This is a genomic window from Candidatus Bathyarchaeota archaeon (assembly GCA_025059045.1).
Classification (GTDB): Archaea; Thermoproteota; Bathyarchaeia; order Bathyarchaeales; family DTEX01; genus JANXEA01.
In genome coordinates, this window is record JANXEA010000002.1 from 33,788 (window position 1) to 49,390 (window position 15,603).

Genomic DNA, 15,603 nt, shown 5'->3' on the forward strand with positions numbered 1-15,603 from the left:
TCTGGTTTGAGAAAAAGCTTAAAAGTTAAACCATATTAATTAATAAGGAACTCTTAGTTAGGAGGAGATGAAATTTGAGAGCGAAGCCGAAAACTGGCTTGAGAAAAACATCGACTCTAATGATGGCATTCGCCGTCTTTTCAATCATGCTCTCTGCCACACTTCCGATTGTCAGGGCATCAGCAAGCTCCAGTGGCACATATTACGCTTGGCCTATGGCAGGATATAATCTGCAACGAACCGGATATACGGATGAGGCGGGGCCGAAAACAAATAATACGTTATGGATATTTGACACGGGAAGCGTCGGTCAAGGAATAAGATGTGGTGTTGCTGTTGCATATGGGATCGTCCTCTTCGGATCAGATGACGATAACATCTACGCTGTTAACGCCTCGACCGGGACGCTGATCTGGAAATTTACAGCCACGGGGTCCACGCCAGATATGAGAAGCACTCCGGCTGTGGCTGATGGAAAAGCATACTTCGGCTCAAGAAATGGGACACTATTCTGCGTAGATGTCTTTACAGGCGCGCTGATCTGGAAGTTCGTGGTGCCGCCGACACCTGGGACAACATATATTCCCATCATGCGTAGCTCCCCGGCAGTGGCTGATGGAATGGTTGTAACGGGAGTGAAAGGTAGGGGATTCTACTGCTTAAATGCGACAACCGGGGCCGTCATATGGAACTTCACTACTGGAGATGAGGCAGACGTCAGTCCAGCCATAGCTGATGGAAAGGTATACTTTGGGTCAGATGATGATCAAGCTTATTGCCTAGACCTGAAAACCGGAGCTCTACTCTGGAATAGGACCTTAAATAGTAATGTGCTGCGCATAGTAACCTACTATCGAGGGCTGGTTTTCGCTTCTGTGCAGGCGGCTCCTGGAGTAGCTGACGGCATAGTTTATGCCCTTAACGCGACAACGGGTGAGGTTGTAAGAAATTACACGTTAATTAATGGTGGGAACTTGAGAGGCGGCGTCGCAGTTGCAGGCGACAAACTCGTTGTATCCGGGAGCCATAATGGCATAGTATACTGCTTTGACATCGAAACTGGGCGACTGATTTGGAACTACTCCCTGGGCGTAGTAGGGGCCTGGTATAATATACCGGCAATAGCCAAAGACACCGTCTATATCATAGGTAGGGACGCGATTATCCATGCGATAGACCTAGGCACTGGACAGGCTATCTGGAAGTATCAGACAGACGTGTTCCATGCGACCAGATGTGATGAGGCTTATGGTGCTATTGCGTATGGCTGCCTGTTCATCGGCGCCGGGGACGGCAAGCTATACTGCTTCGGAGCTCCCCGCAACGATATCTACTTAGAGATGCTTAGATACATATCTCAAATCTCGCAACTACAATCCAACATAAGCAGCCTATTGAGTGAGAGAAGTACCCTACAAAGCCAGATTAATACTCTACAGGGTCAAGTGTCTAGCCTCCGGAACAGCGTGAATCAGCTGCAAGGACAAGTTACAAATCTTCAGAACCAAGTTAGTCAGTTACAGTCAGAGAAGGCAAGCCTCCAGAGTCAGGTCGATAAATTGCAGACTGACAAGATCAATCTCCAGAATCAGGCGACAAATAATCTTTACATGGGTTTAGGCGGTGGAGCAGCGGTTGGCTTGGTAATCGGAGTAGCCATACCCTCATTTTTAAGAAGAAATAGATCCAGTTAAGCCTTCTTAGATCCCCAATTTTTTTCTATATACCATCAATTTATTTTCGGCTATGCTGTTGTTGGAGAAAAGAATAATGAGATCGCTCTGTATAAAAACGATGGCTGGTCTAGTATATATCTGCATTCTTTTTACGGTTTCCAATACACTAACATTGAATTCGATGGCATTGGTCTCCGACGCTACATTTTTTCACGTTTTCACAAACCCTGATTGTGAAGGCTGTATGAATGCGATTCAGCCGCTTTTAAATATTTTTCCTAGGGAAACGATAATATATGACATTAAGGACAGCAAAAATCTAGAGGTCCTAATAGGCATTCTTGAACAGACAGGTATGGAAAGCCCCATCCTTCCGCTTATACTAATTCTCAAAAATGATACTTTATTCGCTGTCGTAGAATTCCGAAGGGTCATATTCTCGCAGGATGACTGGATCGTCGTAACCGAGACTAAATACGACAGAGTGCCAGTATATTTCGGTAAAGATGGATATGGAGTGGTTAAGCCGGAAACATTCCTAGAAGATATAGTTTGTCAGCGAATAGCCAAGCTGCTTACTGATAAGAGCGTTGACGAATTAGCGACTGGACTTGATTTCCAAATGTTCATACCTGCAATTGTGGCAGCGGCGTTAGCAGATGCAATCAACCCATGCGAGTTCCACGTTCTAATAATATTTCTCACACTCGTAATCTTCAATATGGGAAAGAAAGCGGTCCTAAGAGCCGGGCTAACTTACTCAGCAGCCATCTTCACTATATACTTCGCTCTTGGTTCGGGAATGAATGTTTTGCTGAGATACTCTCATCCGCTTAAGCCTATTATGGCTATGATTGTTGGAGTTGCCTCGATAATATTAGGTTTGCGGGAGATGGTTGCAGTAACGCTGGGAAAAAATATTTCACGAGTACCGACGTCAATATCCGATAAGTTGTCCTCTCTTCTGCAAAAAAACTTTGCTACCTCCTTAGGTTCCTTCATTGTTGGAGCGGTTGCTGGAATACTACTTCTCCCTTGCACATCCGCCCCCTACTTCGTTGCTCTTTCTCTGATTTCACGAACAGAGACCATTATTCAAGGCGTAATTTTGCTCTTCATATACAACATCATTATCATAGTGCCCTTCCTGTTGATCACATTGATGACTTACACTTTTGACCTTAAGACCAGTCAGCTTAAAAGATGGTTCAAGAAGACTGAGAGATCCACGGGTATGACGCTTGGGCTAATTTATCTTGCGCTAGGTCTCTTATTGTTTTCCTTCATGTAGATTTGGTGACCAACTGGTCTGAGCATTTGGCGAGTTTTCTCATATACTATAGTCCTGTTCCTACGAAGCGGTCGATTGCCAATAAAAAAGGTTCATCGCAAGTCTTTTATTCGCATTAAATAAAATTAACACTCGACCCTAAATGAGCGAGGAAAGAATACATGCAAGGGTTTCCCCGATAGAGATCTTGGTGCTCATACTTCTGGCGTGGGTCTTCTTTTCTGTAGGCTACATTACAAGAACTTTCTCACCAGCTAAATACTGGGTTGTAGACGGGATGTTCGTGCCATACATCTATGTGCTGCTCATCCTTGGGTTGATCGGTAAGCGTGGAATAAGAGGCAGAGGTGTTAGTAAAGAATTCGCGGTCTCCTTAGTCTTTGTATTAGCCATATTGACCGGAAAGTTTTTCTTCTTCGCGGGGTCGCCGGATGCCAATTTCATAGACGTGATTGCTGGAACATACAGCAGCTGCATTGTAGCCCCCATCTTTCCATCAGGCGCTGCAGACTATGTTCGGCAACTACTGCCAGCGTGGCTGGCCCCACATTACGCAGAAGATGTCGCTAGCTACTATCGAGGAGGCGGCGGGCAGAACTGGTCTGTTCTGATAGGCCCAATAATCTCTTGGACGCTTCTGCTAATCTCCGTCGTGCTAGTAACATGGCCCATGCTATTCCTAATACTTGGTCCATATTGGCATGACACGGAGAGGATACAGTTTCCTATGGCGCTGCCAGCGGTGTACCTCACTAATAACACATTTCCAGTTTCGGAGCATGATAATGCTGAATGGCTGTCAATCTTCAATCTTGCCAGTGCAAGAAACAAGGCTTTCTGGGCGGCTTTCTTAATCGGGTTGGTCCTTAATGTACCGTTCATAATCTCACAGGTTGCGCCACAGGTTCCACTCGGAGCGGTGGTCGGCGGAGGATACGGAACATATCCAATCAACCTTGGCCCATACTTTAGCGGTATGCTTCCATCAGCTCATCTTTCGGGCCAGATCGTCGTATACCTAATTCTCCTATACGCTATCCTACCATTAGACATTTCAGCTTCAATAGCTATCGTGGGAATGTTCTTCAGTCTAATCTACAGACCTCTCGTTGTAAGTTCAGGAATAGTCAGAGGCACGGATCCCGGTCAAGTCTGGCCCATTCCACATCTGGAGTTTAGGGTGGGCTCTTACATTGGTCTTGGGCTAATAGCATTCTGGGCTACTAGAGACAGATGGATAAAGGCTTTCAAGTCACTTAGCAGGGACTTCCAAGTCGACGGCGTCTCAATGAGGGCGGGAATGCTACTAATGTTTGCAGGCGTAATTATGATGCTGGGGATACTGACAGCGGCGGGAGGAAATCTCTTCATGCAGATAATATGGTTCCTCCTCTTCACCCTTATAAACGTCGGATGCGCATACATATGGGCCAACTCGATATGGCTTGGTGGGGACTGCCATGGATACATGAGCTGGAGACTTGGACATTACATTGGCTCGAGCATCGGCGTATGGTCTGCTTCGGCGCCCCAAATGAACCAGGCTCTGGCGGTCTACAGTCTCTCATGCTCAAGCATGGGCCACTGCACCGGCGCATACCAGTCGAATAGCCCAATAGCCCCGCCCTTCATGGCAATAGCATACGGATATGCACGTGGCACTAACGCAAACATTAGGAAAGTCTTCCTCTACACAATAGTGCCCGTCATAGCGCTGGTTCCATTCGCATTGGTATTCAATACATATGTTAACAGCCACGCTGGAATAAGTAACCTTGGAGAATACAGCGGCAGCATTAGCTGGCTGGGAACGATTAGGGCTGTCCTCGACTGGGGCAACAGAAGCCTATCCTACGCGACAGGCGTAATGCCGTTCAGTCAATATTGGATAGCAACAATCATAGCGGCCGTGATAGTAATAGTGGTCGCAGCGCTCCGCTCATTCCTTCCATGGTTCTTCCTACATCCAGTTGGCTTTGCAATCGGCTTCGCTGGGTTAGGAGGCTGGAACTTCTGGCTCAACGCCGTTGTAGGCATAGCCTTAAGGATTTCGCTAAGCAAGATTCTAGGTCCAAAGAGAACGATGGAATATCTAGTCCCGATTTTAGCTGGTCTGGCAATAGGCTTAGGTGCATTATACCTGATCGTCGGCATCTATGTCCTCTGCACAAGTTCAATCCCGAATCTGTTGACGCTTTGGAAGTGATCAATCGCTTCCACCCATTATTTTTTTAATGCCTCAACCGTTTGAGGGTGTCCAATGAAGTTGAATAGCAAAATTCTTAAGATCCTGCAAATGATTATACCGAAGGAAGCCGCCTAGTTCCAACATACGGCTAGAGAGTGGATGAATGAAGCCGAAGACGGGGCTAAGTTGGCGGATCATTCTGGCGATGGTAACATCGATCTTCCTCTTCATTCCAGTCAACATCTACTCATACTTTATTACTGGTGTTGTTCAAGGGTCCGTGGCGGTCTTCTTCATAACGCTGGTATTCTCGGAGATTGTCAGGCTTACTGGCTCAAATCTTTCAAGACAGGAGGTTCTCATACTATACTACGCAGCAGCTTGGGGAGGCACCGCGATGCCAATATACTACAACATAATTTATAGAACATTTTTTGTTAACTCGCCGCTTATCAGCTCCTACTCCATCTCCGGGAGACCGCTTATCGAGTATATTCCCACATGGCTTGTTCCTCTTCCCGGATCATACTCTGCCCGCACATTCTTTCAACCAGCTTTCTTAACGCCGCTTATCGTATGGTTCGTTTGGAGCGTCCTAATGCTGGCCATTACAATCTTCCTCTCAATAATGGCCTCCCACATCTACGTTGAGAGACTGAATTATCCATTCCCATACGCTGTTGTAGATGCTTCGATAGCGACCTTTCTAGGCGAGAGACCGAGAGAATATGTGAAGTACTTTATTCCCGCGTTCACCGTCGGCGTCATTTTCGGTTCGATAGCCTATCTGCCCCTTTCATTCGGCGGCGTGCTCATACCAATACCATATCTTGACCTAACAGGCATTATAGAGGAGATGCTTCCTGGAGCCCTCTTAGGGCTAGTCACCGTCTTATCATCATATTTTGGGGGGCTAATTGTACCAGTTAACCAGACAATCCCAATGCTCATCTCCTCCATCTTAATATGGATTATCATGAATTCGCTCTTCATAACAACCTTTCCTGGGGCAGCTCCAGAATGGGTTAGAGAATACTCGAAGGGAATGGGGCTTATTGCCGTCCAGAACCGATCATATCTTCGGATATGGTTTGCACCGCAGATAGGCTTCACAATCGCCGCCTCAGCCTTCCTCATTCTCTTCGAGGCTAGGAAGCCGATAGTTGAAGCCCTAAAGGAGATGTTCCATGCAGGGGGCTCCGAGCAGCCTGGAGTAATGGTTGGGCTACCATCGCTTAGAGTGTCATTTCTTTTATGGTTGTTATTTGGCTGCTTATCTGTAGTCTATTTCCACATTCTTGTACCCGAAGTCAGTCTCCTAATACCCATCCTCTACGTGTTCCTTTTCGGTTTCTTCATAGCAATGGTTGTAACCGCGTTTAGAGGTGAGACGGGTTTTTCTGTTCCTGGGCTTCCAGGATGGACTTGGCACACACTAATATACTTCTCACCATATCAAGGATACGCCGGCTTCATATTAGAGCCTCCGGCAATAGACTCTGGCGGGCCAGCGTACTTTTCCCAGCAGGTTAAGGCATCGTCAAACGTGGGTGCAAGGCCCAGAGACCTTCTCATAGTATGGGTGCTTGGATACTTCCTTTCCCAGTTATCCGGTCTCATCTCGCTGGATTTCTTCTGGAGAATAGCGCCAATCCCGTCATCTGCATACCCCTTCACAGTCTACAGCGCGCTTAGCTCCGCATATAACGATGCGATGATTGTGTCTAGACAATTGAAAATAACCTTAGAGAGCATAGGATTGCCGGCGCTAGCCCTGTTCGTGGCCTTGATAATCGGGGATCAGATCTCAAGGGTAATAGGCCTTTCTTTTCCGATTGTGGGCTTAGTTATGGGTTTATACCTTCCTCCCCACTCCGTTATCCCACTCTTCATCGGATCCCTGGTCAGCCGATACCTAGCCCCTAAACTTTTCGGCGGGGCGGAAAGATGGCGGTGTATAATGGGCTATATTGTTGCAGGAGAGCTTTCAGGAGAAGGTTTAATGCTTATGCTTAACGTTGTCCTAGCTCTCATGTATAAGTCGGCGTGGATGTGGCCATGGTGAAGCATGCTCTAGATTGTGGAAAGATCTCGGCGTTGGCACTAGCGGTAACCTTCATTCTCTCCTGGAGCCCGGTTTGTTGCGGAGCAATCGAGGCGGGATCACGCATAGGCGGTGGTGCAGCATGGGTAATCGTCGATGACATAAGCCTTGATAATATTAAGTCGCATGTCAAATTCTTCTCTTCTCTGGGGACAAGGGTTACAGGTTATGAGGGATGCAGGCTTGCATCTGAGTATATAGAGTTGTTTTTCAGAGATCTAGGGCTCCAAGTGCTGGTTCACGATTACTGGACGCCGATCCCAAAAGATGAGGGCTCATACATCATTGTTAATGATGGTGCTAATGCAGGTTCAAATTTCACTGCATACTCTCTCTGGCCTAACGGTGGGCTCTCATGCATCTCAGGAGGGTTCAAGGGTAAGATAATTTATTGTGGAGAAGGTACGCTCGAAGAGATGAGCGGCCTAGACGTCAATGGCTCTATAATATTACTCGACTTTAACTCTGGAAGAAACTGGATCAATGCTGCTAAGCTGGGAGCGAAAGCAGTAATCTTCATTGAGCCTTCATTCACCACGAAATATGAGGCGCTTGCTAAGGGTTCACTTTCTCCACTTGAGTTTCCGCGACTATATGTTAAAAGGGATGTGGGGCTGAAACTTAAGGAGGTGGCTGACAGCAATGGCACGGTCACAGTACATGTAAGAATGCGATGGGTGAATGCTGAGGCAAGAAATATTGTCGGAATCCTGGAGGGTGACAGCAAAGAAGACGTTGTAATTTTCTCTGCCCATTATGACTCATGGAGCATAGTACCTGCTATTTCGCCATCATCTGAAGACTCCATAGGCATCTCCATCCTCCTTGAGATGGCAAGATACTTCAAGATGCACAAGCCCAGGGCAACAATATGGTTTGTTGCCTATTCAGGCCACTGGGAAGGAACCGTCGGAGCTGTAAAGTTCGTGGAGGATACTCTCTTGAGCTCCAATAAGAGAATTTGGATCCAGCTGGGTCTAGATATTTCAAGCGAATCGCCAAAAATGGATTGTCTATATGTAAGTTCAGTCTACGGATCAATGGAGCCTAGCTATGCTTGGGGGGCTGGTGAAAGAAACACGATCTTCGCCCTAACGCAAACTTATGTGCAGAGATTTTACCCGCTAAGATCCTGGTTCCAGAGATTACTCGACGTGTCGATTAGAGACCTAAGATTAGAAAATTATGTTCCGGAAGATGTTAAGAAACTGGTTAATCTTGTCAATTTCGGCCTTACATATGAATCCAGATTCGGCACCCAAGACGATTTCTACATGCTTGACACGGAACCAGCATTGTCGGCCTCGATGATGTCGGTTACATTAAAGACTCAGTATGGTAGGAGGATCTCTTGGCTCAGCCCACTTGACCAAGGTATAGACTGGACAAAGATTTGGCCACAGGTCATAACTGCCACGACACTGGCTCAAGGAATTGCTAACAGAAACTTTGATGTTGATCCTCCTTACGCCTACAGCGACGTCTCGCCTAAAAGATGGTCTCAGCTCCAATTTGGGCTGGCATCTATGGGTTATAGTACACTTTCGGGTAAGACTGTTGAATTCAGCAATTACACTGGCTGGTATGAGCCAGTGCCATGCTCCCTCGTTAGGCTGCAGATATATGAGAGCCAAGCCCTGAATGCATGGCCATTCGCATACAGGTACACGATCAGCGGAGAGGATGGAGGATTCGTTTTTCATGGGCTGGTGCCCCTAGTCTCATGGCAGATCGATGCGTGGAAGTTTAACCCTATAAGTGGGTCTGTCGAGTATGCTGTTGATCAGGGATTTTATGGCACCGCGCAGCAGGTTGCAGGCGGGCTCCGAACAACCGTGTTTCCTATCACGCCAAATGTAAGCGCGCTTGTTCCACTGTTCAAATGTAAGCATGTTACACTCTTCGATATGATTGACTATTTCGGCCTTACGGAGTTAATTGTGAGAGATTATAGAAACCCAAACCACAGCTACCTGAACATGTACATATCTTCGGCGACGAGATTTGCCGCGCTTTCAGGAGGTATAGGCGTCTATGGTTTTGGATTAGGCATCTACGCTACAGACTCAAAATCTTCACCAATCTTTTATGGCGCATTTATGGGGGCTGATGGGATAGCCAACATATACGTGAAGGAAGGAGAGAAGATAACCGTCGCCTTTAACCCTAACTCAGATGCATACTCCTGGCCCACCATGCTAATGTCAAATAGCACGGCAGACAATCCCGAAGGAAATGGAATCACGGTCTCAGAGAATGTTGTGGTCACATTGACGGTTTACCGTGCTGCGTTGGATATGTACCGAATAGCCAAGAGCAGATATGAGAGCTTCGCCAAGTTCAATATTCGGGTAGCCTTTGCCGAGCAGATGCTTGAAAAAGCCCTCAAATATATAATTATGGCGAACAACTCATATTCGGCAAAGGATTATGAGGGCATATACGCCAATTCATACCGAGCCCTACAATACTCCTATAATGCCTACGCAAACGCCGCCATGCCCCTATACCATGAGGCTGCAAACTCTCTAATCTTCTTCTCCCTACTAATCCTCCCATACTCCGTGCTTCTCGAAAAGATGATTATCCAGTTAAGATCATCTAAGAGGTTTATAGGGATCCTCGGCTTTGCACTCCTGACCTTCGGCATCTACTCAGCGGTTCACCCAGCGTTCTCAGTCATGACGAATTCACTGATGACCGTGATAAGCGTCGGCGTATTCATCCTGCTGGCTGCGATACTCGTTATATTCCTAACCGAGCTGAAAGATCTGGTTGAAGCGGTCAGCGTGAGCCTCCTAGGTGAGCATATCTTCAAGACAGGTCGAGTATCAACGATAATGCATACTATCACATACTCTGTTGAGAGTATGCGAAAAAGAAAGATGCTGTCAGCATTGGCCATGATAACCATAACATTTGTTACGGCTGCTATGACAGCTTTCACCTCAGCATCGCAGGGATATGCAACAGTTAAGGGGCAGAGCATCCTAAGCGCGCCGTATGATGGCGTGTTACTCAAGGTCATGTATGGGTTTCCGCCGGAGGAGAGAGGAAAAATATTTGACATAAACACGGTCAACTATTTGAAGTGGATCGCAGGCGACGACTATGAAATTTCGCCTAGGGTCTGGCTTTACCCACAAACCCAAAGCCCCGAGCTGATGCCAGTAGCGGAGATCGAAGCCTCTGGAAAAGGAGCAGTCCGGTCGCAACTCGTATTCCTAGGGCTGTCATCAAAAGAGCTGCAGCTAATATTCGGGGGATACATAAGCGGTAGCAGCATCTTTATAGGGAGATACGATTGTATAATGCCAAAGAGTCTAGCTGACCACTTAAAGATCAACGTTAAGGACTCTGTAACCATTAGGGGGCTGGACGCAAAGTTTACAGTGGTCGGGATAATGGATGTTCAGGGACAGGTGCTAGATTTTGATGGAAACCCCATCTTTCCAATAGACCCGGGCTTCTCAACCGATCTTTCCCTATCATCCACCCTATATCCGCAGACGATTCTTCCCTCACCAGTTTCGCCTGATCAGGTAGTTATAATACCTTGGGAGACGGCATTGGAGCTAGGCGGCTTCATCTCGAGCATAGCGTTAACGCCGAAAACTGAGAGGTCTCTCCATGAACTTGAAGAGATAGCGGCCGATATTACCACCTGCACGAATCTATCCACCTATGTTGGCTATAATGGAGAATCATATGGCTTGCAGAGATTATTTGTCTTCCACTTTGCTGGATGGGATGCAACTATAACTGTTCTTCTGGCATTGGCTCTGCTTTCACTGGTGAATTTTATGCTGGGAACATTGATCACAAGAAAAAGAGATGTTCATGTTTATTCGACTATCGGACTGTCGCCGGGAGGGGTTATAGTTGTATTCATGACTGAAGGTGTCACATTAGCCTTCAGCGGAATACTTGCGGGTTACCTGATCGGCTATGCAATGAACACGGTCTTCATAAACATGAATCTGCTTCCTCCGGACTACACATTCAATTTCATGTCAATATCCGTGATGTTATCGATGATACTGATTATAGCGACTGTCCTATTGGCGTCGCTGTATCCCGCGCTTTTAGCATCCAAGATAGTTACGCCTTCGCTGGAGAGGAGATGGAAGATTGCTACAAAGCCTATGGGGGACGTATGGGAGGTTCCGATACCATTAAAGGTGGAGCATTTTGAGGCGTTGGGTGTACTAAGGTACCTGAGGGAGTACTATGAAGGAGCCGGAAGCGAAAAGACAGGCTTCCTCGTGCTCTCCGTCTCCGACATTAACATAAATGACCTGGAATTATCGGTCGACGTGATACTTAGTCCAGTCGAACAAGATATTACTCAGACGGCTGTCTTTAAAGCTAAGAAGGAGGAGGACAAGTATCAGTTTTTCATTATTTTGAGGCGGAAGACAGGAGATCCTAAAATGTGGCTTAATAGGACTAGGACATTCCTAGATGATGCCAGAAAACAGTTCCTGTTATGGAAAGGCCTCTTACCTGAGCAGAGAAGGAAATATGTATCATAGACCTACGCTTAGGGTGATGTAAAACTATTTTCCAAACCTTCTCTTGCGCTTCTGAAATGTTCTTATCGCTCTTAGAAGATCTATCTTTCTGAACTCAGGCCAGTATACGTCTAGGAAGCATAGCTCGCTGTATGCGGACTGGTAGAGCAGGAAGCCGCTCAATCTTTCTTCGCCTGATGTTCTGATTATTAGGTCTGGATCCTGTTTTGGAAGATGCGCTGTGTAAAGGTATTTCTCGAAGAGGTTTTCGTTTATTTCATCTACTGTAAGCCTATTCTCCTTCGCTTCCATCGCGATCTTCTTTGCGGCGTCGACGATTTCCGCCCTGCCGCCGTAGGCCATTGCAATGTTCAAGAAGTGTTCGTTATAGTCCTTAGTCATCTCTTCAACCTTTCTGACTAGCTCCTGAATCTGCGGGGGAAGCATATTCAGTCTTCCTATAGCTTTGACCTTTACCCTGTGCCTATGTATGTCCTCATTCCTTAATGTCTGCTCAAGCCTCTCCTTAAAGATCCTCATTAGCTCTTCAACCTCATCCTTAGGTCGACTGAAGTTTTCGGTGGAGAAGGCGTAAAGGGTGACGGTCTTAACGCCTAGCTCTAAGCACCACCTCAGTAGATCTTCCGTCTTGTCCGCTCCGTAATGGTGGCCTATGCTAGGGTTTAGGGAATGGTTTACAGCCCATCTCCTGTTTCCATCGAGGATTATGGCTATGTGCTCAGGCATCTGCGCATCCTTTATCTGATGCCAGAGCCACCGCTCATATAGGCGGTAGACGCCAAGGATTGAGAGGAGGGTCTTAAGCATTTCCTGTTAACCTACCTTGGATCCACTTAAAGCCTCTGAGCAGAGACAGTTCCTAACATCTGAGATTCGAGATATAGCGCCTTCTATAACCTTTCTGATCTGAGGCATCACAGATTTTGAAGCCTCTAAAACTTCATTCGAAGTAAGCCTCTCAGATATCCCCGCAGCCATATTTGAAACGAAACATAATGATGCGTAACATATCCCGAGTTCACGGGCGAGAGCCGCCTCGGGCGCCACGGTCATGCCAACCACATCGCAGCCTAGGATCCGGAGCATCCGTATCTCGGCCGGGGTCTCGAAGCGTGGGCCCTCAGTGCAGGCATAGACAGCCATGTCCCAGACTCTGGAGCCAGTTTTCTTCGCCTCTTCCGCTAGGATTCCGCGTAGATAGGGGCAGAAAGGCTCTGAAAAATCTATGTGCACAGCTGAATCATCGAAGAACGTTGATGGTCTTTGCCTTGTGAAGTCGATTAGGTCGTGAGGTATCACTAGGTCTGTAGGTTTAAGGTCTAAGTTGATTGCGCCGACAGCATTTGTTGCTATTATCCTCTTTACGCCGAGCGTATGGAGCGCGTAGATGTTGGCTCGGTAATTCACCCGATGCGGAGGGGCTGAATGTTCATGGCCGTGGCGTGGAAGAAAAATGACGCTTCTGCCTTGGGTCTCCCCTACCGATATTGGAGGCGGAAGCCCATATGGTGTTCCTACACGTATTGTGTGGGGGGTTTTCAGTAGAGATTCTAGCCCAGTTCCACCGATTATGGCGACCCTAATCCCTCCTTTCTCACTGGGGGACATTGTATTGCTTTTCCTCCGTTTTTTCGCTTCTCTCCCTAAATATATCCTTATAAATTCTTCCGAGGAAGTGGGAGATGAGCCCTGATGCCACTATAACTATTATTCCTATGATCACTGACATGATCAGCCCCTCAGCCGGCAGGACGGGGTTAATGATTATCAGGGATACTTGGTGGAGTATCGTCCATGACCATGCGAAGATGGCGACCAAGGCTGAGGTCCGCCAGAACCTTGAGTCCCGCTCCAGAAGATATCCGACCGATCGGCCTATGAGTATAATGCATACGCCGACTATCGCCATATCAATCGACTTGTTAATGAACCATCCGATGAGCTGAGGTAAGATCTCAAGGAGTTTTCCAACCTCAATTGGAAACTGGAATCTAAGATCAAAATTGGCGTTTATGTACGATCCTGCCTGATATATACCTGTGACGATCAGGAGGATGCCCGTGATAAGCGAGAACCCTGAGACGAGACCTGATATCGAGTAGTGATAGATCCTTGAGAAGAAGGCAACGATCTTCTTGTCTAGGCCATAGCCTTTTCCTAGGAGGGAGCTTCCAAGGATCAGGAGGAGGACGATCCACGTCCACAGGTAAATATCAAACTGTAGGAATATGCCGAGGAGGGTCAAAACCCCCAGCGAGAGTAGAAGCAGGCCAGGCAGCCCAAGAGCGATCCTAGAGTAGCGCGGGTCCTCTACAAGCATTCTCAAATATTTGGAGAAGACTGCGGCCGTCTCCTCAACGGATTCGCTGTGTTTAACGATTACTCTGCGTAAAGATGTTACTGGAACCCTTGACTGTATTAGGGGCATGATCTCCTTATCTGAGAATCCGTCTGTGACGAGTATAAGTCCATCCGTCCTGAACTTCTCTAGTACGCTTGATAATTCGGAGACGAGCTTACGGTCGGCGGCTAACCCGCCTAACTCGGAGCCCGCTATAACAGCAACCTCGTATAGGCCGGACGTATTCTTGTCAGTCCTTAGGGAGTCATAGATTCTGATGGCTTCGAACATAGCGTTCGCGTCAGCTTCCTCTGGATCTGCAAGGACCAGTTTCAGTGCTGAATCCAAGACGTTGTCTCTTCCGATAACAGGTGTCCTTATGCCTGTCTTTCTTCCAACATCATTATCCCTATCAACGCATAAAACTAGAAGATGTTCCAAGCTTTTTTCTTGCTTCTCCGCCATTACCCTTCTCCAAACAACCTGTTCTAAAAGTAAATTTGGGTTCTTCCCAATAAATCTTTTAGATCAAACCTCTCTCTGCGAGGAGTTTGAACTCTTCGAAGGATATCTTTTCCCCCCGCTTCAGCTTCTCCAATGCCTCCTGCTCAACTTTACTCCGCATCTCCATCTCCTTTCTAGCCCTCTCTGCCTCCTCACTCTCATGGATCCTCATTTTGAGGGCTTTGATCTTTCCCTGAATCTCCCTGAATCTCTCTTCAATGAGCTGGGCTTCTTTCTTCACCTCTAGGTACCTTCTATGCATCTCATCAGCCTTACTTCGGTTCTCGTTGAGCAGTGAGGTTTTCTCCGCCAGTTCCCTCAAAATTTTTTTGCTACTCTCAAGAATCCGGGAAATACTGTCATTATAAGTGGCTATCTCATCCTTGAGCATGTCAGCCTCTTTTTGGAGGGAGGCAATCTTTTCCTTTATGCCATCTATCCTCCTATAAGATTCTATCTGCTTCTCCAGATCTTTAACCTTCTCAATCAGCTTCCTTTCCTCATCAATTGCGTGCGGAACTGTTTGGATCCTCCATTCTATCTCTTCTATCTCTTTCCGCAAAGAATCTCTGCTTCGGGTAGGTCTGGCAGCAAGCTCCATTCTCAGTTTTTGTCTCAATGTTTTAAGATCGTCTATGATCTTCGCACGTCTATTTTTCGCCTCATCTCTGAGTGACCTCAGCTTTTGGATCTCCCCCCTCGCCTCGCCTATTCTGACCCTCAAGGCTCTGACCTCATCCCGAAGTCTCCGCGTTTCTGCGTTGAGTTCATCGCGGATTTTGGCTATCCTCTTCAGCTCTTCTCTACGCATATCCCTGTCTGCCCTAATGGTGTTAAGTTCCCGAGCAAGATTATTTTCGAGGGAGAGGAGATCTTCTTGAGGCATTCCAGCTTCTTCCATCAACTCTCTCAGGCGGACAGATAGATTGGTAGAGGGGATTTTTAATTTTTCCTCCTCAATGTG

9 protein-coding genes are annotated in these 15,603 nt (G+C 47.0%); 5 read left to right on the top strand and 4 right to left on the bottom strand.

Going from position 1 to position 15,603, the window contains the following annotated elements; genetic code table 11:
• The first annotated feature begins 74 nt into the window (after window positions 1-74).
• From NZ952_00160 to NZ952_00180, 5 genes are all read left to right on the top strand, one after another.
• Complete coding sequence (locus NZ952_00160; GenBank protein ID MCS7119619.1) at window positions 75-1,694, top strand: PQQ-binding-like beta-propeller repeat protein; 1,620 nt, start codon at window positions 75-77, stop codon at window positions 1,692-1,694.
• 76 nt (window positions 1,695-1,770) lie between these two features.
• Window positions 1,771-2,967, top strand: coding sequence for a hypothetical protein (locus NZ952_00165; protein MCS7119620.1), 1,197 nt, complete (start codon window positions 1,771-1,773; stop codon window positions 2,965-2,967).
• Window positions 2,968-3,109: 142 nt separating this feature from the next.
• Window positions 3,110-5,173, top strand: a complete 2,064-nt coding sequence (locus tag NZ952_00170; protein MCS7119621.1) for a hypothetical protein — start codon at window positions 3,110-3,112, stop codon at window positions 5,171-5,173.
• Window positions 5,174-5,318: 145 nt separating this feature from the next.
• A complete protein-coding gene (locus NZ952_00175) occupies window positions 5,319-7,220 on the top strand; it encodes a hypothetical protein (GenBank protein ID MCS7119622.1) in 1,902 nt (633 codons plus the stop codon).
• A complete protein-coding gene (locus tag NZ952_00180) occupies window positions 7,214-11,794 on the top strand; it encodes a M28 family peptidase (protein ID MCS7119623.1) in 4,581 nt (1,526 codons plus the stop codon). The genes NZ952_00175 and NZ952_00180 overlap by 7 nt, the downstream gene beginning before the upstream one ends.
• 24 nt (window positions 11,795-11,818) lie before the next feature.
• Here NZ952_00180 and uppS read toward each other — a convergent pair whose 3' ends face one another.
• The 4 genes from uppS to NZ952_00200 are packed head-to-tail and all read right to left on the bottom strand — an operon-like array spanning window position 11,819 to window position 15,540.
• Window positions 11,819-12,601 carry a polyprenyl diphosphate synthase gene (gene uppS / locus NZ952_00185; GenBank protein MCS7119624.1) on the bottom strand — a complete coding sequence of 261 codons (783 nt, stop codon included), beginning with the start codon at window positions 12,599-12,601 and terminating at the stop codon, window positions 11,819-11,821.
• Between the two features lie 6 nt (window positions 12,602-12,607).
• Window positions 12,608-13,402, bottom strand: a complete 795-nt coding sequence (gene mtnP / locus NZ952_00190; GenBank protein MCS7119625.1) for an S-methyl-5'-thioadenosine phosphorylase — start codon at window positions 13,400-13,402, stop codon at window positions 12,608-12,610.
• Entirely contained in the window at window positions 13,389-14,600 is a 1,212-nt protein-coding gene (locus NZ952_00195) for a DUF373 family protein (GenBank protein ID MCS7119626.1), read from the bottom strand. Before NZ952_00195 ends, mtnP begins: the two co-directional genes overlap by 14 nt.
• Before the next feature lie 58 nt (window positions 14,601-14,658).
• Window positions 14,659-15,540 carry a hypothetical protein gene (locus NZ952_00200; protein MCS7119627.1) on the bottom strand — a complete coding sequence of 294 codons (882 nt, stop codon included), beginning with the start codon at window positions 15,538-15,540 and terminating at the stop codon, window positions 14,659-14,661.
• Window positions 15,541-15,603 lie beyond the last annotated feature (63 nt).